This is a genomic window from Chitinophaga polysaccharea, assembly GCF_902150045.1.
In the GTDB taxonomy this organism is placed as follows: Bacteria; Bacteroidota; Bacteroidia; order Chitinophagales; family Chitinophagaceae; genus Chitinophaga; species Chitinophaga polysaccharea_A.
In genome coordinates this window covers 327,337-353,843 of sequence record NZ_CABFVU010000003.1, presented here as the reverse complement: position 1 = coordinate 353,843, position 26,507 = coordinate 327,337, and the positions used below count along the sequence as shown (strand labels likewise).

The window sequence follows — 26,507 nt, the reverse complement described above, 5'->3', positions numbered from 1 at the left end:
TGGGATTAGTAGTTTTATGGTTTAGTGTAAATAATTCTGAGCTTGATATTATACTGTGACAGGTTGCTGCCGCCAACTTTCACACGGTTCAGATCCATGTACAGGGGTGAGTATCCTTCAAGCCTGAAACCTTTGTTGGTATCCAGTTTCCTGATAAACCGCTGTACGGTGTTGGCAAGGTTAAAGGTATATTGAACTACCTGTACGCCTCCAAAGTTGGTAATTACCTGTCGGGTGCCGCCAAAATAGGCTGCGCCTCCTCCTGTATAATAATCTGCGGGGATCTTGGTGGTATCACCGTTTGTATACTGGCGTAAAGATAAGCTTCCTGGTTCAATAAATATATTATTCATATCACTTGGACCGGAAGTTATTTGTGTAATGACCAGTTCTGCTTTATTGATCAGCACATTGGGGAAGTTCTCAAGCCCTGGAATGGTCAGGTTTGTGAACAGGCCGGGAGCTGCATTCAGGAAGAGGATACTGTCGCCATTCGGGTTGTTGGTATTGATAAACCTGGAAGCCTGCGATCCGTTGTAATTGCGGGTGAAGTAATTCGCATGGGCGCTGGCATATTGATCGAACGCCATGGTGGCACGGAGCGAATCATCCGTAGTATTTTTATAGAACACCGTGAGTTTGGTGTTGGTATTATTGAGATTCAGGTAGATCATGTTCCTGTTGGTACCCAGATTGGTATCAGGAACAATAGCAAAACCTTTCAGGTAAGCACGGAAAGCAGAATCCGTGGCGAAGGCGCCATCTGATTTCTGGGCGAGCAGGCTGTTACCAAAGGCATTGCTCAGTTTAATACGCAGCTGGGCGGTTTCCTTGGTGCCGTAAATGCTTACGGAGTCGCGGAGCGACAACGGCGTAACAGTAGCGGTACCCAGCAGCTCTCCCGGGTTATAAGCCAGGGGCCTGTTATACGGGTAGCTGGAATCAATCTTAAAATTGGGTTCAGTCATCCGGTAAACCCGGAAGGTTTGAGGCGCCGCAGAATCGCCGGTGTAACCGGTATAGCTCAGCGACAACACCACGGAATCCAGGGTTTGCCCGGTACCTTCAAAAGTAAAGGCGCTTTTGGGCAGCGACACCTGCGTATATACGAAAGCGTGGGTCCTGCCAAAAACCGGATCGGTGGTAACTGATCCCAGTATCTTGTTATAAGCGTTTTGTCCGTTTAAAATGGAGGAATCATACCGGAGTATGTTGTTGGCGATAATACCGTTGAGCGTTGTGTCCTGTGCATTCACAAAATCGCCGGGAGGAATTAAACCACTTCCCAGGATAGTGGATTTGTTACAACCGGTGGCTCCGTACAACAGAGTAATATAGGTGGCTAAGAAGCTAAGGTTCCTGAAATTGATCTTCACGCGTTATGTTGTTAGTGAGTATTGGTTTTACTGCCCGAACATGCTTTTTTACGCTTTAAATACGCTTCAACTACGCACTAAAGGCGGACCTGATGGTAATTATTTACCCAGCAATTGCTGATATAATTGCAGGTAATCTCCCAGATCATCATTATCTTTTTTAAACGGCAGGATGATCTTTCCTTTTTCCGCTTTCACTTCATCCACTACTTTCTTTTCCAGTTTATCACCGGCCAGTACAACGGCGTCCGCATATTTTGCCGCCCCCCTGTTCAGAGCTGTATTGGTGCCGTCCTTGAACAGTTCCATATCTTTTTCCTTGATCTGATTACTGATCGTGGCCTTCTTAACAAAGGTAGTGCCTAACTTTTCCTTGAATGTATTGGGAGTCAGCGAATAAATGATCTTTGAATTGGCAAACACCGGCTCTTTTTTATAAGCCGTTTTCAGATACATAGGTATCAGAGATGTCATCCAGCCACTGCAATGAATGATATCCGGAGGCCATCCGAATTTCTTTACCGTTTCCAGGGCTCCTTTACAAAAGAAGACAGCTCTCGCTGCATTGTCATCAAAAAACTCATCGTTCTCATCAGCAAATACAGTTTTCCGCTTAAAATAATCTTCATTATCCAGGAAGTAAACCTGCAGGCGGGCGTTTGGAAGTGATGCTACCTTGATAATCAACGGATAATCATCCCCGTCAATCACAATGTTGATCCCCGACAATCTTACGACCTCGTGCAAACGATGTCTTCTCTCATTAATAATTCCAAATCTGGGCATGATCACTCTCACTTCCAGGCCAGCCTCATTGGACTTAATTGCCATTTTATTGACCATTGCCGCGTAATCACTCAATTCCAGGTACGGCGACATCTCTTGGGCAATAAAAAGAATTCTTTTCTTTGTGGACATTTAACGCTGATTATTAATGCAGTAATTTTTAATTTGGCTTGCAAAATTACGGATTTTTTACGGAATATTGGTCAATCTGTCAGTTTTAACATCCTTTTAAGCAATGATTTATGTATCTATTTAAGCGCAGCATGGACCTGAAGAAGCACCTGGACCTGGTAAGAAAAAGCAACAAAAGCATTGGTTTTGTGCCCACTATGGGAGCCCTCCATGCCGGTCACCTGTCACTTATTCAGGCGGCCAGGCAGGAAAATGAAGTGGTCGTTTGCAGCATCTTTGTCAATCCAACTCAGTTTAATGATCCAAAAGATTTTGAAAAATATCCTATCACCATTGAAGAGGATATAAAGAAATTAAATAACGTATCAACAGATATACTTTTTTTGCCATCAGTGGAAGAAATGTATCCCGAAGGCCTTAAAAGTGATCTGCATTACGACTTCGGCAACCTGGAAACCATCCTTGAAGGTAAATTCCGCCCTGGGCATTTTCAGGGCGTGGGTCGCATTGTTCACAAGTTACTGGATATTGTGCAACCAGACCAGCTTTTTATGGGACAAAAAGATCTGCAGCAATGCCTGATCGTACGCCGGCTCCTGGAAATTACCCATTCCCCGGTGAAACTGGTAGTATGCCCTACTGAAAGGGAAAAAGACGGGCTGGCCATGAGCAGCCGTAATACACGCCTCTCTCCCGCCGCCCGGAAAAAAGCAACAGGCATTTACCAGGCGCTCATTCATATCAGGGATAATTTCGGAAAGGGCCTTCACTTCCTGGAAGGCGCCCATGAAGCTTTTGATGCCCTCAAAAAGCAGGGCTTTGAACCCGAATATGTAGATATACTCCGGCTGGAAAATGATAGCCTCGTTCCCCTGGATCAGCCACCGGGAAATGCCACGGTAGTGGTAGCCATTGCTGCCTGGCTGGACGGGGTTCGCCTGATCGATAATATGGTACTGCAGGGAAGTCTGTAACCGCACCCCGCAGGGGATGCGGCAAACACTGCATTACTGCTGCATCCCCTGTTCGATCTTCCATATTTTTTCCCTAGCTTTGCAAACGCTCTATAGCGATAAGCCAGTATAATTATGCAAATCGAAATTTTAAAGTGTAAGATTCACCGCGCGGTTGTTACGGAAGCCAATCTGCAATATGTTGGAAGTATTACGATTGATGAAGACCTTATGGACGCCGCTGGTTTAATCGAGTATGAAAAAGTGCAGGTGTTGAACGTTAATAACGGAGAACGCCTGGAAACATATGTGATCAAAGGAAAACGCGGTTCCGGCGTGATCTGTATGAATGGCCCCGCCGCCCGTCTTGTTGCCCCAGGTGATATAGTGATCATCATCTCCTATGCCACTATGGATTTTGAAGAAGCAAAAAAATACACGCCTATTGCCATTTTCCCAAAAGAAGGGAATAAACTGTAGACCCATACTGTACCTGTTTTATTAACGCCCTAAACAACTTTGGATCATGCCCAAAACGCTTAAGAACGTCATTAAGTTTATTTGCTTTTTCGGCATCGGGGTGCTGTTGATCTGGCTTTTTACCAAAGATATTACTACAGAACAGTGGGACCAGATCAATACCGCATTCCGCAGAGCCAACTACTGGCTGCTGATCCCCACCATGACCATCGGTATTGCCAGTCACTGGTTCAGGGCTGTAAGATGGAAACTGCTCATGAAACCACTGGGCCACCAGCCCTCCACATTGAATACCTTTTTTGCCGTAATGGTGGGCTACCTCGCCAACCTCGCCGTACCCCGCCTCGGGGAAGTGACCCGGTGCGGGATACTGGCCCAATATGAAAAAGTACCGGCCGATAAACTGGTAGGCACCATGATCGCTGAGCGCGCGGTAGACATGGTATGCCTGCTGCTGCTTATGGCCCTTACCGTACTAACTCAGCTGGACGTTCTGGGTTCTTATGTGAACGAATCGATTTTTATACCATTGTCGCATAAAGTGGCCCGGGCCAACGGCATACAGCTGCTCATAGGCATTATTATACTTGCAGGCGTTATACTGCTGCTGCTCTGGCTCCTGAAAAAATTTGCAAGGTCCAAAGTGGCCATCACCATAAAAAACCTCGCAAGAGGCATTATGGAAGGCATTCTTTCCATTGGTAAAATGGAAAAGAAAGGCTGGTTCCTGTTACATACCGTATTGATCTGGTCATGCTACCTTTCGCAGGTATACATCGGTTTCTTTTGCCTGAAAGAAACCAGTCACCTGGGCATCAGCGCCGCTCTTGCCGTACTGATGATCGGTAGTGTAGGCATGATCGTTACCCCCGGCGGTATAGGCGCCTATCAACCCCTTGTACAGAAATCACTGGAATTATATGGCATTCCCCTGGCCATCGGCTTTGCCTTTGGCTGGATCATCTGGGTAGCGCAAACCGTACTGGTGATACTCCTTGGCTTTATCAGCCTGGTGGGACTGCCGCTTTACAACAAGAAATCGCCTTCGGCGATTACGCGGATTTTTCTTTAACTTTAATTTAATACTTCAATTAAAGCGAAAGCTGTATCATCGTAGTTCAGACGATGTCATTTTTGAACGTAAATAAGTTCGTATGCGTTTGCCGAATGGTGAGAAACTTGATACTATAACAATGCCTGAAGTAACAATACAGAAGAATACAACCACGAAAAAAGGCCTTACAGAAAAGAAAAAAATGATTGCCAGGGATATCAGCTGGCTCTCTTTTAATGCAAGGGTATTACAGGAAGCGGCAGATAAAACCGTTCCATTACATGAACGTATCCGCTTCCTCGGCATCTTTTCCAATAACCTCGATGAGTTTTTCAGGGTAAGGGTAGCCACTCTTAAACGAATGATGTCTTTCGGCAAAGCCGGTAAAATGCATCTCGAAGAAAACCCTGACAAAATACTGGATGAGATACAGGCCCGTGTAATTGAACAACAACGCGAGTTTGACCTGGTATGGAAAGATATCGCCGAAGAACTGGAAGCCCAGCACATCTTCATGCGGACGGAAAAACAACTTAACCGCGAGCAACAGAAATTTGTACTCAACTACTTCAACGAACAGGTACGCACCAACATCATTCCCCTGATGATTGAAAGCATACAACAGTTCCCTATCCTGCGCGATAAATCTATTTACCTGGCCATTGTACTGGCGCGGCAGGATAATTCCGTACGACAAAAATTTGCGCTCATTGAAATACCCACCACGGTGCTCCCCCGTTTTATTATCCTGCCCTCCAAACCCGGAGAACATGATATTATACTGCTGGAAGACCTGGTGCGTTTTTGTCTTCCCAATATTTTTTCCTATTTCGGTTACGATAAATTCACCGCGCACATTATCAAAGTAACCCGCGATGCGGAACTGGATATTGATAACGATATCTCCGACAGCCTTATCCACCAGATTGAAAAAGGACTGAAAGACCGGCGCAAAGGCAAGCCTGTGCGGTTTGTATATGATAAGGACATAGATCCCCTGCTGCTGGAATATCTTATGCGCAGACAGGGCCTCTCCGGAAAAGATAACCTCATCCCCGGAGCCCGTATCCATAACTTCAAAGATTTTATGGATTTCCCGGAATCCATCTTCCCTCCTCATTTACATCGTAAAACATTTACCCATCCGCTGTTTGTAAATGCGCCTAGCGTAATGCACGTAATACAACAGCAGGACGTAATGCTGCACTTCCCCTATCACTCGTTCGATACCATCATCGACCTGCTCAGGGAAGCCGCCATAGATCCTAATGTATCTTCCATAAAAATAACTGCGTACAGGCTTGCCCGTAATTCCAAGATTGTAAACGCATTGGTAAACGCCGTTCGCAACGGGAAACACGTGACCGTAGTGCTGGAACTGCGCGCACGCTTTGACGAAGCAGCCAACCTCGACTGGAAATCACGCCTGGAAGAAGAAGGCGTTAAAGTGCTGCTGGGTATCCCTAATATGAAGATTCATGCCAAATTATGCGTGATCAAAAAACGGATCGGCACCAAAACACTGCAATGCGGTTTTGTAAGCACCGGTAACCTGAACGAAAAAACAGCAAGGGTATACGGCGATCACTGCCTGCTCACCACTAACCGCGCCATCATCGCAGATATGAACCGCATCTTTTCCTACCTGGAAAGCCCGCGTCATGACATCAAGATCCTGGAAGGCTGCAAAACGCTGCCGGTAAGTCCGTACAATATGCGCGATACTTTCCTGCGACTGATAGACCGTGAGATCAAGAACGCAAAACACAAGAAGAAAGCCGCCATTACCATCAAAATGAACTCGCTCTCCGACGCCGCTCTCATCGCCAAATTGTATGAAGCCGCCAAGGCCGGCGTGGATGTGAAAATGGTGATCCGTGGTATCTGCTGCGCCTATACGGAAAATAAAAAATGGAAAAAGAACATCACCGCGGTAAGCATCGTGGATGAATACCTGGAACACGCCCGCGTATTTATTTTTCATCACGGCGGACAGGAAAAAGTATTCATTGCTTCCTGCGACTGGATGATCCGTAACCTCGACCACCGCGTGGAAGCCGCTGCCCCCATAACGGACCCGGCTATACGACAGGAACTGATCGATATCATGAACATCCAGCTGAGCGGTAATGTAAAAGCCCGGGTGCTGGATAACGAACAGAAAAATGAATACCGGAAAGATGGAGATAAAAAGATCCGTACACAGATAGAGATCTACAAATACCTGCACGAAAAACAATACCACTAACGCTGAAAAGTTATACTTTTGCCCTTTGATCTAACGACTGACAGATGAAATTAGCTGCGATTGATATTGGCTCCAATGCTGCCAGACTGCTCATCTCTGAAGCATCGCCGAATAGCGCGGGCGTAATGGACTTCACCAAGCTAAACCTTGTGAGAGTACCGCTACGACTGGGCTTTGACGTGTTTAACAACCAGGTTATTTCAGACAAAAAGGCCACGCACCTGATTGATACCATCCGGGCCTATAAGCTGCTCCTGGATGTGTACGAGGTGAAATATCTCAAAGCATGCGCCACCTCCGCCATGCGCGACGCCAGCAACGGCGAGGATATACTCCAGCAGGTAAAAGCCAAAACGGGTATCGATATCAGGATTATTACCGGCCAGGAAGAAGCTGCATTCATTTATGAGAACCACGTGGCTGAAAACATGGATAAAACAAAGTCGTACCTCTATATCGACGTAGGCGGCGGCAGTACAGAGATCACCCTTTTCAGCGCCGGTAAACAGATCTTTAAGGAATCTTTCAATATAGGCACTATCCGCCTGTTGCAGCAACAGGTAACTGAAGCCCAATGGCAGCAGCTGAAAGATTTCCTGAAACAGCAGCTCAAAGGCATAGGCGCTGTAACAGCCATCGGCTCCGGCGGCAACATCAATAAAATATTCTCCCTCTCCAAAAGAAAAGAAGGCAAGCCCCTTTCACTGGATACACTGAAAGATTACTACAAGGAATTCAGCGCATTCACCGTGGAAGAACGTATTCACCTGTATAATCTGCGGGAAGACAGGGCCGATGTTATCGTTCCCGCGCTGCAGATCTATGTGAATATTATGCGCTGGGCAGATACGCCGGAAATATATGTACCAAAGATAGGGCTGGCAGATGGTCTTATTCATGCCCTTTACGAGGAGATCGCCGTCAGCTCCTGATCCCTGGCCGTATATAAAAAACATTTCCTTTTATCTTTTTATATTACCACCTTTGCGGTTATTGCTAACAGCTAAATGCTAAATGCTCACTGCTTATGTCTGTGAATAAAGAAATAAAGCGTGTCACTACGCATATACTGCAGAAGATGAAAGTAGACGGGGAAAAGATCTCCATGCTTACTGCGTATGATTATTCCATGGCCCGCATTTTTGATGATGCCGGCATTGATATCCTGCTGGTAGGAGATTCTGCATCCAATGTAATGGCCGGTCATGAAACCACGCTCCCTATTACACTGGACCAGATGATCTATCATGCCGCTTCAGTGGTCAGGGCTATTAAGCGCTGCTTCGCAGTGGTAGACCTCCCCTTCGGTTCTTACCAGGGTAACTCCAAGGAAGCATTGGGATCTGCCATCCGCATTATGAAGGAAACCGGCGCCCACGGGATTAAGATTGAAGGCGGCGAAGAAATCATTGAATCCGTGAAACGTATTATTTCCGCAGGGGTTCCTGTAATGGGGCACCTGGGGCTCACCCCACAATCCATCTATAAATTCGGCACTTACGCTGTACGCGCCACCGAAGAAGCGGAAGCCAATAAGCTGATCGATGATGCAAAACTGCTGCAGGAAGCAGGATGCTTTGCCATTGTGCTGGAAAAAATCCCCGCCGCACTGGCCAAAGTGGTTGCCGAAACAGTGGAAATTCCTATCATAGGCATCGGAGCCGGCAGGTATGTAGATGGCCAGGTACTGGTGATGCATGATATGCTCGGTATTAATAAGGAGTTCAAACCACGTTTCCTCCGTCGTTACCTCGACCTTTATACTGAGATCTTTGGCGCCACCCAGGCTTATATCAATGATGTAAAGTCCAAGGATTTCCCGAATGAAAATGAACAGTACTGATCAAAAACATAAGCATGACGGATTTGTAAAGAGCTATTTATCTCTCTGCAAATTCGTCATTTGCATTTAATATAAATTCCCTATATTCGCTTCGCACTTTATAAGTTGATGAACTACCTGTTAAACATACAGCTTTCTCTACTCTCCTATCTGCGGAGCACCTGCTCCCATGTGCCATAGGTAGCACTTCCTTTTTTATCTTCCCGTAAAAGCCGCACAGCGGCCTGTAAACTATTGTATCCGCAATACTGGTATTCATCGTGATGGATGATTTGCATTGGTCTGTTTCAACCAATCTGCAAATACATTTGATCATGTATAACAGTGATGTATATACGTAGTTAAGGGAAGCGCCATTTGTTTTCATTTATCCGGGAGATATAAAATTCTCCCCCTTCACTATAATTCCAAACAGATTATGAAACGTGTAATGATTATCGGCGCCGGCAAGATCGGTGAAACTGCAGCCTTTTTACTGCAACAATCCGGCGACTATGAAGTAACGCTGGCCGACAGCAACAATGCCCTGCTGCAAAAATGTACAGACGCTGGTATACGCAAAACGATACTGGATGTAAACAACGCCAGCTCTCTTCAGCAGGCATTACAGGAACAGGACATGGTGCTCAGCGCCTGCCCCTTTTTCCTGAATGTAAAAATTGCGACTGCAGCCGCCAAAACCAACACCCACTATTTTGATCTGACAGAAGATGTAGCTACCACCAATGCTATCCGCGAAATAGCTTCGGAAGCAAATGTAAGCTTCATGCCGCAATGCGGACTGGCGCCGGGCTTCATCAGCATTGCCGCTCATGATATTGCCAAACAGTTTGATTCGCTGGACGCCGTTCGCCTCCGTGTAGGCGCCCTGCCCCAGTTTCCAACCAACAGCCTTATGTACAATCTTACCTGGAGCACTGATGGGCTGATCAACGAATACTGCAACCCCTGCGATGCCATTCATGAAGGCGAACGCAAAGAAGTAATGCCCATGGAAGGCTATGAGCGCTTTGCACTTGACGGCGTGGAATATGAAGCATTTAACACCTCCGGCGGACTTGGCGCACTGGCGGAGATACTGGACCGAAAAGTATATAACCTCGATTATAAAACCGTTCGTTATCCGGGTCATTGCCAGTTGATGAAGATCCTTCTCAATGAGCTGAAACTCAATAAAAAGAGAGAAATACTGAAGGAGATAATGGAAGATAGCATACCTTTCACCCCGCAAGACGTAGTATTGGTTTTTGTATCCGTTTCCGGGATGGTGAACGGCCGTTCTGTACAACGGTCCTATTCCCGGAAGATCTATAACCAGGCCGTTGGAGGCAGGGACTTTACCGCCATCCAGCTCACCACCGCCGGCGCTGCCTGTGCAGTAATAGACCTGCATGCCAAAGGACTGCTGCCAGCCAATGGCTTTGTACGCCAGGAAGACGTGGTATTCAATGACCTGATCAACAACCGCTTTGCGGTATATTATAACTAGCCCTAAAAGCTGTATGTCATGTTAAAAGATGTTTTAAACGGGCTGATGGAACGCTATCAGCAAAGGGTCCCGGATGTGGGAGCCGTTATTGCCGCCATGATAAAGGAAGGTATTATTGCCCGGGCAGATGATATTGAAAATGATCACATCGCCTTTCGTACCATGGGCGTACCGCAGCTCGGGGTGCAATCGCTCGAGAAAATATTCCTCCATTACGGCTATACGAAAATGGATCCCTATCACTTCCCTGCCAAAAAACTGGATGCCTGGTGGTATGCGCCTCCCGAGCCGCAATATCCCCGCATCTTCATCAGCGAGCTCCGTGTAGCCGACCTGAGCGACGCTGCACAGGCCATCATCCGCCGGTATACGGATGAAGTAACAAGCGATCCTGTGAATGCACTAAACCTGAACGATAGCAGGGCTGTGGATACTTTCCTTCATAGCGCCCTGTGGCAAACCCCTACCCTGGCGGATTACAAAGTACTGGCCGCAGAAAGTGAATATGCCGCATGGGTGATCTATAACCGTTATTATCTCAATCATTTCACCGTAAGCGTACATAACCTTCCGCCAGGATATAATACGGTGGCTGATTTCAACCGCTTCCTGGAGCAACATGGATTTCGCCTCAATGATGCAGGTGGCAAAATAAAAACCAGCCCCGACGGCAACCTGCTGCAAAGCGCCACCGTAGCGGGAATGATCACTGCTACCTTTGCCGGCGGGGAAGAATATCCTATTGCCGGTTCGTATGTGGAGTTTGCAGAAAGAAAAGTACTGCCTGCATTTGCACATCTGCCGGCAGGCGAAATACGCCGGGAACACAGGCGGGAAGGGTTTGAAGCAGGCAACGCAGATAAGATCTTCGAAAGCACCTACACTGCCCAAACAAAAAAAAGTTCCTAATTTTAGCTCCTTAATACACCAACAATGGAAGATATCTTAAAAGCATTTGGCATCACCGCGGCACAAAGTGGCATCAGCACGGGAACGCACTGGTTGCCCGCTCACGGGGAAGAGATCACCTCGGTTTCACCGGTAAATAATAAAAAGATTATTACTGTTAAAAGCGCCAACCGGGAAGATTATGACCAGGTGGTTGCCATCGCCCAGGAAGCGTTCATAGAATGGCGCACCTGGCCTGCTCCCAAAAGAGGTGAAATAGTACGGCAGATCGGGGCTGCGCTCCGTGAACATAAAACACATCTGGGCAAGCTCGTATCCTATGAAATGGGAAAAAGCCTGCAGGAAGGATATGGAGAGGTACAGGAAATGATTGACATCTGCGACTTTGCCGTGGGGCTGTCGAGGCAGCTGCACGGATTAACCATGCACTCGGAGCGCCCGGGGCACCGGATGTATGAGCAATGGCATCCGCTGGGCATCACCGGTATTATTTCCGCGTTTAATTTCCCTGTAGCGGTTTGGAGCTGGAACTCCATGCTGGCATGGGTTTGCGGGAACGTATGCATCTGGAAGCCTTCTGAAAAAACGCCTGTTACAGCGCTGGCCTGCCAGCATATAGTAGCTAATGTATTTGCCGCCAACAATGTACCGGAAGGCGTTTGCTGCCTGGTAACCGGTAGCAGGGACGCAGGTGAATGGATGGCGCACGACAAGCGTATCCCCCTGGTTTCCGCCACTGGCTCCACCCGGATGGGTAAAGCCGTGGGCGCGGCGGTTGGAGAGCGTTTGGGACGCTCCCTGCTTGAACTGGGAGGCAATAACGCCATTATCATCTCCCAGGATGCCGATCTTGATATGTCGCTTATTGGCGCTGTATTTGGCGCTGTGGGCACAGCCGGACAGCGCTGTACTTCCACCCGCAGGCTGATCATCCATGAAAGTGTATACGATGCATTTACAGCCCGACTGGTGAAAGCATATGCGCAATTGCGTATCGGCAACCCGCTGGATGAGCATAACCACGTGGGGCCACTGATCGATAAAGCCGCTGTGGATGCTTATCTCAGCGCTATTGAGCAGGTAAAGCAACAGGGCGGTTCCTTCCTGGTGGAAGGAGGCGTGCTGTCCGGACCTGGTTATGAATCGGGTTGCTATGTGAAACCCTGTATTGCGGCAGTGGAAAACACGTACCCTATTGTACAGCACGAAACCTTTGCGCCTATCCTGTATGTTATGAAATACACCACACTGGCCGAAGCCATTGCCATGCAGAATGATGTGCCACAGGGATTATCCTCCGCCATCATGACGCTGAACCTCCGGGAAGCAGAACAGTTCCTTTCCAATGCAGGATCCGACTGCGGCATTGCCAATGTAAATATCGGCACTTCCGGCGCCGAAATAGGCGGTGCCTTTGGCGGTGAGAAGGAAACCGGCGGTGGCCGTGAAAGCGGCTCCGATGCGTGGAAAGCTTACATGCGCAGGCAAACCAATACCATCAACTATTCCAATAGCCTCCCGCTGGCCCAGGGTATCAGATTTGATCTCTAGCACAAATCAACCAGCTATCTCTTTCATAACAAAAGAGATAGCTGGTAATAATATATTTCTACAGTAAATTTTTTGCGGATCATCCAGCTCCGAGGCACTTGCCCCGGAGCTTTTAATTTTCATGACGGAGATGCTACCCGATCAGATTTTTAAAAGCGGTTGATAAAATAACTAGGTTGAATATCCAGGTAACCTTTGTTACCTTTCTCTACATACACCGATGGCAACATGGTTTTTAAAAATAGTAGCGAGGTTAGAGAACCCCGCTTTTCGTTAAACGGAAACCATGCTTATGAGAAAAGTCAATAATGGCGGGAAGCCATCAGTAACTTTTCCGGATATAAATATTAGACTTTTTTTTGAATATTCATATTCAACTTTTGTGCTACTGCCGTACCGCCACCACTGTGTTTTACCACTAAAACCTGTCCACATCCTTTATCATACAGTGTTTTCATGGTTTTTCCCTTCACACCTGCATGCTGCAACATTGCAGTAATATTTTCGGGAACACTGCAAATAACAATCGTTTTGCCCTTATTTTTCTTTATCATGTCTTTAATAACAGCCGTAGTCTGGTCGGGATCACCATTTAACCGGAAATAGCCAAGCTCCTGCTGACGGGCTTTTGAGAGCGGGGTCACCGTTTGCACGGAGCGGTTCAGGTAGGTGGTATAGATAGCGGAGATATCCATCCCCTCCAGTGAAGACGCCAGCTGGGAGGCCTGTTCCTGCCCTGCAGCACTAAGGCCCGGATCTGCGGATGGAGATGATTCCACCTCCGCGGCATTCACAAAAATGAGAGTGGTTACTTCCGGTTCCGTAGCAGACACGGGAGTACCGGTAGCCAGCAAAGTGGCCATGAGAACAGCTTTTAACATGATGGGTAGTTTTAAGTAAATGAAATACGATACCTGTAAAAAATCCCGAACGCAGATCTGGTAGATGAGGAGTATGAGGAATAAGAACAGGTTAAAGCTAGGATGCTTAACAACAATTGCAAAAGGGATTGTGACAGGTGGTTACCGGCTATGGCCAGCAAGCAAATCAGGATAAGATCGCCTATGAACCGGCTGACCTGCGGCAGGCCCGGGAATGATCAGATATCCCCTCCAATCTCCCAATCAACCAACAAATAGCGCGTTTATCATTAATATTTAATGTTATAGCGCTTTTTCTATACCTTTAATCTTATCATCATGATATTTTTAGTTGTTTTTTATAGGGAAAATTATTGAACATGAAATTGTTAAGCCGAGAGGTTGCAGTCCTGGCAGGGTGTGTTGCATTGATGACTGCATTTACAACAAATACTGAAGCACAAAGTAAACCCCAGATACCCAAAAACTGGCAGTTGCTGAGTTACGACACCGACAGTGTTTATGGTACGTCTACAGAAAAAGCCTACAAGGAGTTATTAAAAGGGAAAAAAAGCACCCCCGTTATTGTGGCGGTGATCGACTCGGGGATTGATACAACCCACGAGGACCTGAAAAGCATTTTGTGGACCAATACCCGCGAAATCCCCGGTAATGGTAAGGATGACGACCATAACGGGTATGTGGACGATATTCATGGCTGGAACTTCCTGGGTGGGAAAGATGGCAGCAGCCTGAAAGAAGACTCTGAAGAAGCCGCCCGTGAATACTACCGGTATAAAAACCTTTATGGCAACCCGGACTCCGCACTGGCCAAAGACTCAAAGGAATATGCCATCTGGCAGCAGCTGCAGGCAAAAATTGAGAAGCCCAATTCCCAGTTTAAGATGCAGTACAAAAGCATGTCGAAGCTCCAGGAAAACGTGAATAAATGTGAAACCATCCTGAAGAACTATCTCGGTAAGGATGATTTCAATGTGGCGCAGCTGGACAGCATCCAGACTACCAACCAGGATGTATTGCTGGCACGCAACTTTATGAGCCGTTTGCTGAAAAGCGCCGGTGATGAGCCTGCCACTTTCGGCGAGTTCAAAATGGAATTCGATGAATACATGAATGAGCTGAAGCGTAAGGCAGAAAGCACTGAAGTAGCGCCAAACGCCAACAGGCAAAGGATTGTAGGCGACAACCTCGATGATATCAACGATAATAAATACGGCAATAATGATGTAATGGGCACCTTTGGGTTCCATGGCACTCACGTTTCCGGTATTATTGCCGCCGCCAGGAACAATGGCGTTGGTATGGACGGCGTGGCCGACAACGTGCGTATTATGGCAGTAAAAGCCGTTCCCGATGGAGACGAAAGGGATAAAGATGTGGCATTGGCCATCCGCTATGCAGTAGATAACGGCGCCCAGATCATTAATATGAGCTTTGGTAAACCGTTTTCCCCGCATAAAGACTGGGTAGATGCCGCCTTTAAGTATGCCGAAGAAAAAGGCGTTTTACTGGTACATGCAGCCGGTAACGATGGTAGCAACAACGATTCGGTTGCCAATTATCCTAATCCCAATTACCTGGACGGCACAGTGGCCACCAATGTGATCACAGTAGGTGCCAGCAATACGGGTCTTGGTAACGATAAGGTAGCTCCTTTCTCCAACTATGGTAAGAAATCCGTGGATCTTTTTGCACCGGGCGTACAAATTTATTCAACCATTCCCGGTGGCAACAAATACGGCAGCGCCAGCGGAACCAGTATGGCCAGCCCCGTGGTAGCGGGTGTAGCAGCACTGGTACTCTCCTACTATCCCGAGCTCAGCGCCAGGCAGTTGAAATATGTACTGGAAAAAAGCGCCACTCCATTAACCGGCAGTGCGGCCCAGGTTAATAAGCCAGGTACTACCGATGAAAAGGTAAACTTTGCAGACCTTTCGATTACAGGTGGAATGGTGAACGCTTACGAGGCGTTAAAGCTGGCGGCCACCATTAAAGGCGAAAATGTGAAAGGCAAAAAACAGCACAAGGCGAAAATAAAGGCCATCAAAAAGAACTGATCTTCTTCAGCATAAAAAGAGAGCGGGAAATTCATCTTTCAGAAGATAAATTTCCCGCTCTCTTTTTATACATTTCTATTTTACAAGACGTACACTCAGCGGATACTTGTAAGACTGGCCGTTACTGGCTTTTACAGCCGCAATAATGCTAAAAATAACGTTCAGCAACCATAATACACCGAGCAGGTTTGTCCAGCCCCAGGTATTGTAAAATTCGCCCCTGGCATGGCGCCAGAAACTGGTGAGCGACCAAAAACCTGTAGCAATATTGTTGATCAGGTTTACAATTACCGCGGCAATACTCAACGTGATCTGGAAATTGATAGCTTCCTTTCCCTGGCTGTCTACAAAAGTGGACTCATTTTTTTTGATAAGCCAAAAGATCAGTACACCGATAATGTTGCCAACAGTAGGTAATATCAGCATGCCAATAATTCCCCCCAGGTGAACAACAGCTCCCCAGGTTCGTTCATCTTTCTGATTCATAAAATAGAGATTAAATACAATACGGGAAGTTAACAGGTTATTTTAGCATATCAAAAAGAGAGAAGAAAAAAAACTACAAACCTGTAAGCCGGATTCTGTTCCTGCCCCGCAAGCCGGGACAGGCTGCTATCATTTATCTGCGGCAGCGTTCGCACGTCGCCTGTATCTGCCTACCCTCGGTCATCGGGCGAGCAGCCCTCAAGCGACCGTATACATGGCATTTCAGCACGCAAGGTTTACCCGCACAAACAGTTACCTGCCTGCACCGTGGGCTCTTACCCCACATTTTCACCCTTATCTGCCTGAGCAGACGGTTATTTTCTGTGGCACTTTCTGTACCCGGTTTGCACCGGGCCCCACCCGTTAGGTGGTGCGTTGCTCTGCGCTGTCCGGACTTTCCTTCCCGTTGCACAAGTCAGCGGAACGATAGCACGGTTTGTAGTTGAAGCGCGAAGGTAATGAAAATATTACCTAAACGTTATCTCAGTGGCGCCATAGCCGTATTTGGCGTGGTATTGATTCACAAAGGTGGCTACTTCCGGCGTTTGTTTGAGGATCTGGTGAATCTCATCTTTGAGCTTCCCTTTGCCCACGCCATGAATCACGATGAGGTTATGCTGGTGATGGCTGATAGCCAGTTCCAGGTAACGCTGGAAAGCGTTCAGCTGTATTGCCAGGATAGCGATATTGCTCAGCCCTTTCCAGTTCTTTTCCAGCGCCTCAATATGAAGATCCACTTCGTGTTTGGGCTCCAGGGAAGTTTCCGGCTGCAACTGTATCTTGCTTAACAGGCTGGCAAAGTTACCTGATCCTGCCGTGGTAACAGGGGCCTTCTTTTTTGCCTGCTCTGCAGGCGCAGGCGGCTCGGGTACCTTCTCCGGAAATTTATCGAACAACGGGTAAGTAATGGTGGCTTCTGCTTTGGTGCGCAGTTCCTCCAGCTGTATAAACATTTGTTTGGGCTTGATCTTCCACGTCTTCTTTACAGAAGCAGCCAGCTTTGGTTGCGGTTCCTTCAGGAAAAAAGTGAATTCAAACCGCGGGTTATCATTGAGCGATTCAAAGAGGAGATCGGCCAGGTAGAAATGATTATATGGATGTATCTCATTCTTGATCTCAAGATCCAGCTGGTTATTCAGCCATATCTGGAAATAGAAACGCATGGCGTGCGGCGTATCATTGAACAGGTTGAACTTCATCAGCTTCACCGTTTCGTCGTATCCGTCCATCTGGTATACGGGTAAAACAGAGAGGAACATGCCTTTATCTGTTTTAAACACTTCATATTTCCTCCGGTCTACTTTGATCTCATCGCCGGGGATCAGTTTAGGTTTTTCTTTGACCAGTTTCTGCTGGGTAAAACGATGAAAATAGGGAAAGTCGATCTGATCCAGGTACACGGGAAAAGACGTTCCTTTCACCTCTATCATCACCATGTTATCATTCACAATGTCAACAACTGTTCCTTCTTCTTTTGAACTCAACAACAGGATGTTGTCGCCTTTTTGGTATTTCATAATTGCATTCTTCAACTGCAAAAATAGAATATTGAGGGGATATGCCCACTTCTATCTAACCAAATCCTTTAAAATCCAAAAGAAAACTCAATGAAATCATTATAATCAGCCTGATCCTGAGCCGGATAATCCGCAGGGGACATAACTCCCTATTGCCATTAAAATGGTAACACTCACCTGTACGGCTATATGAAAAACAGCTAATCCGCGTATTTTCTTGACCGGGCCTTTTCGGGGTGCCGGCGCATGTATTCATCCACTGAAATGCGGCCGCTGCCTTCGATCAGGAAGAATATCAACAGGAACAATACCAGTAAGGAGATACCCATTACCGGGTATACGGTAAACAGCCCTGTTGGGGAATGAACAAAAAATACAGCACCCAGCAATACGGGGATATTCACCAGTGCAGAGAACCTTGTAAGCAGGCCCATAGCGATGAACAACCCTCCTACCGTGTGTGCAAATACAACATAATGTCCCAGGAATATGGACAGGGTGGCCAAAGCCGGGTTCTGGTTAATCATGGAAATCAGTGAATCGCGGTCCTGTACAAACCGTACACCCACGTACATGAGAAATAACCCCAGCAGAATGCGGACCACACTCAGCCAATTCGGGTGATGCGTATCACCCCAGTGTTCAACCCGTTGTAGCATGTTCATAAAATATAAATTTTAGGATCAAAGAGCTACACTGAAGTTACGAAGATTTATGCTTTTGTGGCCAGCTTGCTGTTGGTATAGCTGTAAAGGAAATAAATGGTTAAGCCTACCGCAAGCCATACAGAGAAAACGATCCAGTTTTTGAGGGCGATCTCCGTCATCAGGTAAAAACAGCTCAGCATGCCCAGAACCGGTATCAGTGATAGTTTGCGGGTAAGTGAGAAAAAGGAAAGCGCGATGCTTACCACCACAAATATGTAGAAAGGAATGTTATGTTTCCATACCTCCCAGCCGCCTGCAAGGGAGAGTTTGGTTGCAATTTCTTTATGAAAAATGAAAACGAGCGCCACTACAATACCGGGAACAATAAACTGCCCGTTGATATAGGGCAGCTGAAACCGTTTTACCACGGCTTTCTCCTCTCTTGGCAGGATAAGCACCCCTCCGCAAACCAGGATAAAGGCAAAGAGGGTACCGATGCTGGTCAGGTCCGTAACGATGGTGAGGTTCAGGAACAGCGCCGGGATACCTACCAGGATACCGGTGATAATAGTTGCGAAAGAAGGCGTTTTAAAACGGGGGTGTATTTTACTGAAACGCTTTGGCAACAGGCCATCGCGGCTCATACTCATCCAGATGCGCGGCTGACCTATCTGGAATACCAGCAATACGCTGGTAGTGGCCACTACGGCGCTGATGGAAATGAGATAGCTGATCCAGGGCAGGTTTACCTCGTTAAAAACGTAAGCCAGGGGGTCATTTACCTTTAAATTGTAATACGGCACCATACCCGTGAGCACAAATGAAATAAGGATATACAGTACTGTACAGATAATCAGGGAATAGATCATGCCTTTGGGCAGATCCCGCTGCGGGTTGGCGCATTCTTCCGCGGTGGTGCTCACCGCATCAAAGCCAATATAAGCGAAAAATACGGCAGATACCCCTTTCAGCACACCAGAGAAGCCATTAGGCATAAAAGGGTGCCAATTGGCCTTATTTACATAAAAAAAGCCCACTACGATCACAAACAGGATCACCAGGATCTTCAGGGCCACCATAAAATTGGCGCTCTTTTTACTTTCCTGTATGCCTATATAGGCCAGGTAGGTGACCAGGAGCACAATGAGGAATGCGGGGAGGTTTACAATAAAGGGGATACCGGCAATATGCGGCGCCGCGGCGATGATCTCCGGGGTGGCGCTGTCGTAGTTGCTGGCGAGCCAATCGGGTAAGCTCAGGCCTATCCCGCTCAGCAGGTTATTGAAATACCCGCTCCAGGAGATGGCTACGGCAATATTGCCTATGGCGTATTCCAGGATCAGGGCCCAGCCTATTACCCAGGCGGCCAGTTCTCCGAAAGTAACGTAAGAATAAGTATAGGCGCTGCCCGAAACCGGTACACGGGAGGCAAATTCAGCATAACAAAGTGCGGAGAACCCGCAGGTGACTGCTGTAATAACGAAGAGCAGGGATACGCCCGGTCCACCGTGGAAAGAAGCCTCCCCGATGGTGGAAAAGATACCGGCCCCTATTACTGCCGCAATTCCCATAGCGGTAAGGTCTTTCACCTTCAATACCTTATGCATCCCCCCTGTTTCATGGCCATCCGACAAACCGTCCTTGGCATCTTTGATAATGGCAGTAAGTGATTTCTTCCGAAACAGCGAATTTGATGACATTGGCTAAGGAATTACGTTTAGATTTGTTGTCTTTAAATTTAATGAATATGATTGTCTTACTGCTTAAAAATAATAAAGCTGATTGCGCTGATTAATCTTTCAGAAAATAATCAATGCAATCAGCCATATCACTTCATCCTGAATAAGACAAGCGCGAATATAATGCGAATTTGAATACGAACCTTATTGCTGACGGTTTAAGAGGAAGTTAGCCACCTCTTTCAGCGCCGCCTTACGGCTGGATAATACTGCCACGTTATCCAGGCTTTGGAAGGCCAGTTGCTGGAAACGTTCCTTTTCCCTTTCTGCCCATTCATCCACTTTGCAGCTGCGGAACAGTGCCAGTACACGCTCCACTTTATCTGCCGGCGATGTATTCAGCAGCATTTTCAACTCTTCACGCTGTTCGGGAGTACACAATTCCAGTGCTTTCAGGAGCAGGAATGTTTTCTTATTTACGAGGATATCTCCCCCCTGTTGTTTACCAAATTTTTCGGGGTCGCCGAAAGCATCGAGGTAGTCGTCCTGGATCTGGAAGGCAATACCAATGTTTTTCCCAAAGGAATAAATATGCTGCTGGTTACCTTCACCGGCGCCGCCGATAATAGCGCCCAGCTGCAAACTGGCGGCCAGCAATACAGATGTTTTCAGACCAATCATATGTACATAATTCCCGTACTGCACCTTTTCCGGTTCCATGCCTTCAAAGTCCATATCGAGCTGCTGCCCTTCACATACCTCAATGGCGGCCTTATTAAATACGGAGATGATCTTTTGTTTATAATGCGCGTCTATTTTGTTAAGACGTTCGTATACATAGATAAGCATCACATCGCCGGCCAGGATGGCTGCGGGCTCGCCGTACACAGTGTGAACAGTGGGCTTGCCCCGGCGGATCGGTGCTTTGTCCATGATATCATCATGCAGCAACGTGAAGTTATGAAAAAGCTCCACCGCACTGCCTACTTCGAATGCATCCGTCCGCAGGTCGTCAAATAATTCGTTTCCCATCAGGCATAATACAGGGCGGATCCTTTTTCCGCTTATTCCCAGGATATGGGAAGCTGCATTATATAATTTACTTGGTTGTTCCGGGAATTGTTGTTTTTCAAAATGCTGACTAAACTGCGCTGTTAATTCTTTGAATGAATGCATTGCTGTTGGCTAGTGTTTTATTATTTACTTTTTCTTTGACTTGTTTTTAGCGGCGGCTTTCTTTGCCACTGGTTTTGCAGCGGCTTTCTTAGCAGGTACTGCTTTTTTGGCTACTGGTTTTGCAGCGGCTTTCTTCGCTGGTACTGCTTTCTTAGCTACTGGTTTTGCAGCGGCTTTCTTTGCCGGTACTGCTTTCTTGGCCACTGGTTTTGCAGCGGCTTTCTTTGCCGGTACTGCTTTTTTAGTTACTGGTTTTGCAGCAGCTTTCTTTGCCGGTAGTGTTTTCTTAGCTTCCGGTTTTGCAGCAGCTTTCTTTGCCGGTACTGCTTTTTTAGTTACTGGTTTTGCAGCGGCTTTCTTCGCCGGTACTGTTTTCTTAGTTACTGGTTTTGCAGCAGCTTTTTTAGCAACTGTTTTTTCCGCAGCCGGTGCAGGAGCCGGGGCTTCAGGCACTTTTTCCGCCGGTGCTTTCTTTGGTTTCTTTTTCTGTACCGGTGCAGGCTCTGCTACAGCTGCAGGTTCAGCTGCGGGTACCGGTGCTGCTGATACAACTGGCTCTGCGGCCGGGTTTACAGGCGCGTCCGGTGTTACCGGCACTACATGCGTTTCCACTATTACCTGGTCTACCACCGGCAATGGCTTAGGCTCTCCGAGAGACACTTCCGGCGCTTTATGAGGAGCTTTTGCCTCCTGTTCCCAGGGCTTGTAAGGACGTTGTTTGTCTTTTTTCTTTTTGCGGTCGCCTCCACGATCATCACGGCGATGATCACCTTTGCGGTCGTCACGACGCTCATCACGGCGTTTGGGCTGGAATACAGCAGCGGGTGTTCCGGTGCCTGTCAGCTCGTCTTCCAGGTCGTAATCCAGCTGGCGTTTTGCCAGGCTGGCGGCCACTACACGGATACTCACCTTTTCGCCTATACGGAACTTACGGCCCGTACGCTGGCCTACCAGGGAATATTCGCCTTCGTTATACTGGAACTCTTCCCTTTTATTCAGATTATGAATGCTGATAAGCCCTTCGCATTTGGTCTCCATGGTTTCCACCCAGAAACCAAAATGTGCCACTCCACTGATCACTCCTTCAAAGGTATGACCAATGAACTGCTGCATATATTCTACCTGTTTGTACTTATTACCGGCGCGTTCTGCTTCCATGGCCTTACGTTCCATTTCAGAGCTATGTTTGCACTTCTGCTCCATTTGCTTGTCGGGACGCACACTGTTGGCCAGGCATTCAGCCAGCACTCGGTGTACCAGTACATCGGGATAGCGGCGGATGGGAGATGTAAAATGACAGTAGTCTTCAAAACCGAGACCATAGTGCCCTACATTATTCACGGTGTAAATGGCTTTGGCCATGGTGCGGATACCCAGCGTTTCGAGTACCGGCTGTTCCGGTTTCCCTTTTACCTCCGCCAGCATTTTGTTAAAAGAGCTGGCAATGCTTTCCGGTGTGCTCAGATCAAACTTATACCCGAATTTACCGGCGAACAGTGCAAACACTTTCAATTTTTCCGGGTCGGGCGTATCATGCACACGGTAAGGGAATGGGATGGGCTGTTTATTAATACGCAATTTGCCAACGTATGCTGCCACGGTTTTATTGGCCAGCAGCATAAACTCTTCAATCAGCTGGTGTGCTTCTTTACTTTCCTTAACAACAATGCCGATGGGTTTGCCGGTATCGTCCAGTTTGAAGCGCACTTCCTGGGAGGAAAAGTTAATTGCGCCATGCGCAAAACGCTGGTTGCGCAGGTTCTGGGCAATACGGTTCAGCAACAGCACTTCATTCTTGTAAGGGCCGTCGGACCTGCGTTCGATGATCTCCTGTACTTCTTCGTAAGTAAACCGGTGATCAGAGTGGATCACGGTGCGGCCTATCCAATGTTGTTTCACCTCTCCCTTTTCGTTCATCTGGAACATGGCGGAGAAGGTGAGCTTATCTTCATGCGGGCGCAGGGAACAAAGCTCATTGGAGATCTTTTCCGGCAGCATGGGCAATACGCGGTCCGGCAGGTATACAGAAGTAGCGCGTTTATCTGCTTCTTTATCAAGTTCGGTGCCGGGCAGTACATAATGACTTACATCCGCAATATGCACTCCCAGTTCATATAACCCGTTTTTCAGTAAACGGATGGAAATGGCATCATCAAAATCCTTGGCATCCACCGGATCGATGGTCATGGTGAGGATTTTGCGGATGTCTTTCCGTTTAGCCACTTCTTCTTCAGCAATCACTTCACGGATGTTGCCCAGTTCGTCCAGTACTTCTTTGGGGAAATTCAGCGGGAACCCTGCTTCAATAAGGATCTCCTTCATGGCCAGGTCGTTGGTATCGCTGGCGTCAAGGATCTCTACGATTTCGCCTACGGGTTTGCGGGATTTCTCTCCCCAGGCAACAATCTTCACCAGTGCCTTATCACCGCTTTTCGCCTCCCCGAGGGAGTTGGCGGGAATATAGATATCCGGCATAAACAATCCTTTTTCAGGAATAAGGAAAGCAAAGCTTTTGCTGACCTGGAGGGTGCCGGTAAATTCAGTTTTATTTCGTTTAAGGATATCCGTTATAATCCCTTCCATGCGGCCTTCATTACGACCGGTTTTCAATACATCTACTAAAACTTCATCCCTGTCGAGGGCGGTATGCAGGTTCTTCTGCTTTACCATGATATCTTTTGTAAGGCCGTCCACAATTACAAAAGCCATTCCGGACTTTGTTACTTCCACTACGCCTTTAAAGGTTTTCTTTTGGCTATGGCTTTGCTGGGGGTTATTTGGGTTACCGCCTTTCTTATTTTTCTTTTTTCTACTCATGTTAGTCGTAAGTTATTATTGACCAGGCGCTGGCAGGTGCCGGCCTATGTAGTCAAAAATAAAGTTATTAAATAATTCTGCTTCTCCGAAGAGGAATGCAACCTCCACCGGAATAACAGCTATCTGCAGATTTTGTTCTGCCAGCATACCTTTGAGCAGATGTAGCCTTACTGCATCCTTTTCTGTAGTAATGACAATCTTTTCAGTGCCGGGCAGATCACTGCATTCTTTTTTTATTTTCAGTATGTCCTTCTCCGAATAATAATAATGATCGGGAAAAGACAAAAGATATACCTGTTTGTAGCGCCGTTTCAATTCTTCGAGCAAAGGTTCGGGCCTTGCTATACCACATGCCAGCAGCGCGGTTGCCGATCCGGGAATTGCTACCGGCTCGCGGGTGATCATATCTGACAGGGCGCCGTATTGCAAGGTAGTGAAAAAGAGCCGCTGATGAGGCAACGGGTTAATTTCTTTTTCCAGTGCCTGCTTCTCTTCCAGGCTCATGGCAGGCGGGCACTTTGATACGATGATACAATCGGCCCGGTGATATCCCTGTCTTCCTTCCCTTAAACGCCCGAAGGGCACCACATGATCCCGGGTAAACAACCGGCTGTAATCGGTGATCATGATATTAAGACCGGGTTTTATGGAACGGTGCTGGAAAGCGTCGTCCAGCAGCACTACCTGTGTGTCCGGTTCATCACCCAGCAGCTGTGGAATGGCCAGCATCCGTTCCTCTCCCACACATACTTTGATATCCGGGAATTTATCATGAAACTGCATAGGCTCATCCCCTATATCGGCTGCAGTACTGTTCTCATCGGCCAGGATGTAGCCGCTGGTACGGCGGTTGTACCCCCTGCTCAGCGTAGCTACTTTCAGATGATCTTTCAACAGGCGGATCATATACTCCACATGCGGGGTTTTCCCTGTACCGCCTACCGACAGGTTACCGGCGGCGATCACAGGCAGATCAAATTCCACTGCAGTAAGCAGTCCCTTGTCATAAAATTTGTTCCGTATCCACATTACCAGGCCATACAGCAGGGAGAAGGGATATAAAAGAATACTCAGGTATTTAAGCACTGTAGTTTATTTAAATTGATAAATATGATCCGGGGTCACTACCGTATGTAACGGCACATCCCAGGGATCAACGTCCTCTATCTGCGGTACGGGCTCAAACAGCGACAAGCCGATGGTACGTACATCAGGCCGGCATTGTTTCAGGAAACGGTCGTACATCCCTTTACCATATCCCACCCGTTGTCCCTGCCGGTCGAAGGCCAGCAAAGGTACAAATACAAGATCTATAATTTCCGGAGGCACTACATCCCCATGAACCGGCTCGGGAATGCCGAATTTGTTTTTAACCAGTACCGTATTGGTTTTCCAGAGATAGTGCACCATATCCCCGGTCTTCATGTCCGAACGGGAAATCACCCATTCCATATCCGGCCACTGGCTTCGCCCCCATTTTACCAGGGGCCAGGTATCTGCTTCTTTTTTTTCTGAGATAGGAAGAAAGATATGCGCATTCCTGGCAGCGCTGAAATCGAGCCGGCGTACATTCGCCAGTAACCGTTCATTCAGGGAAAGGGCGGTGGGGTCGTCCAGGTTGAGCCGCAGCTCCAGGAAATGTTTTCGTATATCCTTTTTAGTGGTCATGCCATTAAAGTATGCAGCGGGGTAGACAACAACTGTGCCTGTTGTTGAACAAATGCCTTATCTACCGTATCTGTCAGCGGGATGCGGCCTATTTTCGGATACCCGCTCCATTTTACCACATCATCTTCATTGGTATGATAATCTCCTCCAAACACCCATCCAATAACGGGCACGCCTGTATGTTGCAGCATCCGTGCGGTAAGCATGCAGTGATTGATGCTGCCGAGGTAATTCTGCGCTACAATCACTACCCTGGCTTTCAGGACCGCTATAAGATCCAGTGTAAACACTTCTTCATTCACCGGTACCATCAGGCCCCCGGCCCCTTCCATCACAAATGCACGGCCTGCAGGCTGGTACTGATCCGCCAGCTGCAGTATACGCGCCTCATCAATAGTGCAGTTTTCCAATCGCGCTGCCAGGTGCGGGGAAGCCGGAGCTACCAGCCTCCAGGCCTCCGGGTGACAAACTGACACTTTATTTGACAATAAGGAGGATACCGTGTCTGTATCCGTGCCCTCCAGCAGCCCTGTCTGCACCGGTTTCCAGTAGTCGGCGGTCAATGCTTCCGTAATGCAGGCTGCGGTAATGGTTTTACCTACACCTGTACCTGTTCCAGTTATAAAAATCCTTTGGTTCATCGGCGCAAAGATACGCGGATTACGCGGAGTTTGTCCGACGCGGAGGTTGTCTGACTCAGGATTATGATGATTATAATGATTACCTGGATTTGAGCTTTTGGATTTTAAAGGATTCGG

Annotated in this window: 23 protein-coding genes and 1 other RNA gene; 10 read left to right on the top strand and 14 right to left on the bottom strand. The window is 47.5% G+C overall.

What is annotated here, in order from left to right; genetic code table 11:
- Nucleotides 1-14 precede the first annotated feature (14 nt).
- Complete coding sequence (locus FN124_RS21790; protein WP_142686897.1) at nucleotides 15-1,376, bottom strand: DUF4270 family protein; 1,362 nt, start codon at nucleotides 1,374-1,376, stop codon at nucleotides 15-17.
- A 99-nt stretch (nucleotides 1,377-1,475) separates the two neighbouring features.
- Entirely contained in the window at nucleotides 1,476-2,294 is an 819-nt protein-coding gene (locus FN124_RS21785) for a glycogen/starch synthase (RefSeq protein WP_142686896.1), read from the bottom strand.
- 110 nt (nucleotides 2,295-2,404) lie between these two features.
- Between FN124_RS21785 and panC the strand changes: the two genes are divergently transcribed.
- The 6 genes from panC to panB all read left to right on the top strand — a co-directional run bounded on the left by panC (nucleotide 2,405) and on the right by panB (nucleotide 8,872).
- The gene (gene panC / locus FN124_RS21780) at nucleotides 2,405-3,268 is read left to right on the top strand and encodes a pantoate--beta-alanine ligase (protein ID WP_142686895.1); all 864 of its coding nucleotides are present in this window, start codon (nucleotides 2,405-2,407) and stop codon (nucleotides 3,266-3,268) included.
- Between the two features lie 114 nt (nucleotides 3,269-3,382).
- Nucleotides 3,383-3,727, top strand: coding sequence for an aspartate 1-decarboxylase (gene panD / locus FN124_RS21775; RefSeq protein WP_133811105.1), 345 nt, complete (start codon nucleotides 3,383-3,385; stop codon nucleotides 3,725-3,727).
- Nucleotides 3,728-3,773: 46 nt separating this feature from the next.
- Complete coding sequence (locus tag FN124_RS21770) at nucleotides 3,774-4,799, top strand: lysylphosphatidylglycerol synthase transmembrane domain-containing protein (protein ID WP_142686894.1); 1,026 nt, start codon at nucleotides 3,774-3,776, stop codon at nucleotides 4,797-4,799.
- Nucleotides 4,800-4,881: 82 nt separating this feature from the next.
- Nucleotides 4,882-7,029, top strand: a complete 2,148-nt coding sequence (ppk1, locus tag FN124_RS21765) for a polyphosphate kinase 1 (protein ID WP_142686893.1) — start codon at nucleotides 4,882-4,884, stop codon at nucleotides 7,027-7,029.
- A 44-nt stretch (nucleotides 7,030-7,073) separates the two neighbouring features.
- Nucleotides 7,074-7,961, top strand: coding sequence for a Ppx/GppA phosphatase family protein (locus FN124_RS21760; RefSeq protein WP_142686892.1), 888 nt, complete (start codon nucleotides 7,074-7,076; stop codon nucleotides 7,959-7,961).
- Between the two features lie 95 nt (nucleotides 7,962-8,056).
- Entirely contained in the window at nucleotides 8,057-8,872 is an 816-nt protein-coding gene (panB, locus tag FN124_RS21755; protein WP_142686891.1) for a 3-methyl-2-oxobutanoate hydroxymethyltransferase, read from the top strand.
- A 146-nt stretch (nucleotides 8,873-9,018) separates the two neighbouring features.
- Here panB and FN124_RS31520 read toward each other — a convergent pair whose 3' ends face one another.
- Nucleotides 9,019-9,150 (bottom strand): hypothetical protein, encoded by a 132-nt coding sequence (locus FN124_RS31520; RefSeq protein ID WP_260607555.1) that lies wholly within the window; start codon nucleotides 9,148-9,150, stop codon nucleotides 9,019-9,021.
- Between the two features lie 140 nt (nucleotides 9,151-9,290).
- Between FN124_RS31520 and FN124_RS21750 the strand changes: the two genes are divergently transcribed.
- The 3 genes from FN124_RS21750 to amaB are packed head-to-tail and all read left to right on the top strand — an operon-like array spanning nucleotide 9,291 to nucleotide 12,821.
- Nucleotides 9,291-10,361 (top strand): saccharopine dehydrogenase family protein, encoded by a 1,071-nt coding sequence (locus tag FN124_RS21750; RefSeq protein ID WP_142686890.1) that lies wholly within the window; start codon nucleotides 9,291-9,293, stop codon nucleotides 10,359-10,361.
- 18 nt (nucleotides 10,362-10,379) lie between these two features.
- A complete protein-coding gene (locus FN124_RS21745; RefSeq protein WP_142686889.1) occupies nucleotides 10,380-11,270 on the top strand; it encodes a DUF1338 domain-containing protein in 891 nt (296 codons plus the stop codon).
- Between the two features lie 24 nt (nucleotides 11,271-11,294).
- Nucleotides 11,295-12,821 (top strand): L-piperidine-6-carboxylate dehydrogenase, encoded by a 1,527-nt coding sequence (amaB, locus tag FN124_RS21740; protein WP_142686888.1) that lies wholly within the window; start codon nucleotides 11,295-11,297, stop codon nucleotides 12,819-12,821.
- 347 nt (nucleotides 12,822-13,168) lie between these two features.
- On the opposite strand, the gene FN124_RS21735 is transcribed toward amaB, so the two are convergent.
- Complete coding sequence (locus tag FN124_RS21735) at nucleotides 13,169-13,702, bottom strand: histidine phosphatase family protein (RefSeq protein WP_142686887.1); 534 nt, start codon at nucleotides 13,700-13,702, stop codon at nucleotides 13,169-13,171.
- 359 nt (nucleotides 13,703-14,061) lie between these two features.
- Here FN124_RS21735 and FN124_RS21730 point away from each other — a divergent pair, with 359 nt between their 5' ends.
- Nucleotides 14,062-15,759 carry a S8 family peptidase gene (locus FN124_RS21730; protein WP_221887859.1) on the top strand — a complete coding sequence of 566 codons (1,698 nt, stop codon included), beginning with the start codon at nucleotides 14,062-14,064 and terminating at the stop codon, nucleotides 15,757-15,759.
- A 75-nt stretch (nucleotides 15,760-15,834) separates the two neighbouring features.
- Here the strand turns inward: FN124_RS21730 and FN124_RS21725 are convergent, their stop codons facing one another.
- The 10 genes from FN124_RS21725 to bioD all read right to left on the bottom strand — a co-directional run bounded on the left by FN124_RS21725 (nucleotide 15,835) and on the right by bioD (nucleotide 26,390).
- Entirely contained in the window at nucleotides 15,835-16,245 is a 411-nt protein-coding gene (locus tag FN124_RS21725) for a DUF4870 domain-containing protein (protein ID WP_142686886.1), read from the bottom strand.
- 68 nt (nucleotides 16,246-16,313) lie between these two features.
- Nucleotides 16,314-16,688: RNase P RNA component class A (rnpB, locus tag FN124_RS21720), an RNA gene on the bottom strand.
- A 24-nt stretch (nucleotides 16,689-16,712) separates the two neighbouring features.
- The gene (locus FN124_RS21715) at nucleotides 16,713-17,762 is read right to left on the bottom strand and encodes a Smr/MutS family protein (RefSeq protein WP_142686885.1); all 1,050 of its coding nucleotides are present in this window, start codon (nucleotides 17,760-17,762) and stop codon (nucleotides 16,713-16,715) included.
- A 200-nt stretch (nucleotides 17,763-17,962) separates the two neighbouring features.
- Complete coding sequence (locus tag FN124_RS21710) at nucleotides 17,963-18,427, bottom strand: DoxX family protein (RefSeq protein WP_142686884.1); 465 nt, start codon at nucleotides 18,425-18,427, stop codon at nucleotides 17,963-17,965.
- 47 nt (nucleotides 18,428-18,474) lie between these two features.
- A complete protein-coding gene (locus FN124_RS21705) occupies nucleotides 18,475-20,109 on the bottom strand; it encodes an amino acid permease (RefSeq protein WP_142686883.1) in 1,635 nt (544 codons plus the stop codon).
- 183 nt (nucleotides 20,110-20,292) lie between these two features.
- Nucleotides 20,293-21,264, bottom strand: a complete 972-nt coding sequence (locus FN124_RS21700) for a polyprenyl synthetase family protein (protein WP_142686882.1) — start codon at nucleotides 21,262-21,264, stop codon at nucleotides 20,293-20,295.
- Nucleotides 21,265-21,288: 24 nt separating this feature from the next.
- On the bottom strand, nucleotides 21,289-24,081 hold the full coding sequence (rnr, locus tag FN124_RS21690; RefSeq protein ID WP_221887858.1) for a ribonuclease R: 2,793 nt from the start codon (nucleotides 24,079-24,081) through the stop codon (nucleotides 21,289-21,291).
- A gap of 15 nt (nucleotides 24,082-24,096) precedes the next feature.
- Complete coding sequence (gene lpxK, locus FN124_RS21685) at nucleotides 24,097-25,167, bottom strand: tetraacyldisaccharide 4'-kinase (protein WP_142686881.1); 1,071 nt, start codon at nucleotides 25,165-25,167, stop codon at nucleotides 24,097-24,099.
- A 6-nt stretch (nucleotides 25,168-25,173) separates the two neighbouring features.
- Nucleotides 25,174-25,749 (bottom strand): 5-formyltetrahydrofolate cyclo-ligase, encoded by a 576-nt coding sequence (locus FN124_RS21680; RefSeq protein WP_142686880.1) that lies wholly within the window; start codon nucleotides 25,747-25,749, stop codon nucleotides 25,174-25,176.
- Nucleotides 25,746-26,390: a dethiobiotin synthase gene (bioD, locus tag FN124_RS21675; protein ID WP_142686879.1), complete on the bottom strand. Its 645-nt coding sequence runs from the start codon at nucleotides 26,388-26,390 to the stop codon at nucleotides 25,746-25,748. The genes FN124_RS21680 and bioD overlap by 4 nt, the downstream gene beginning before the upstream one ends.
- Nucleotides 26,391-26,507: the final 117 nt, after the last annotated feature.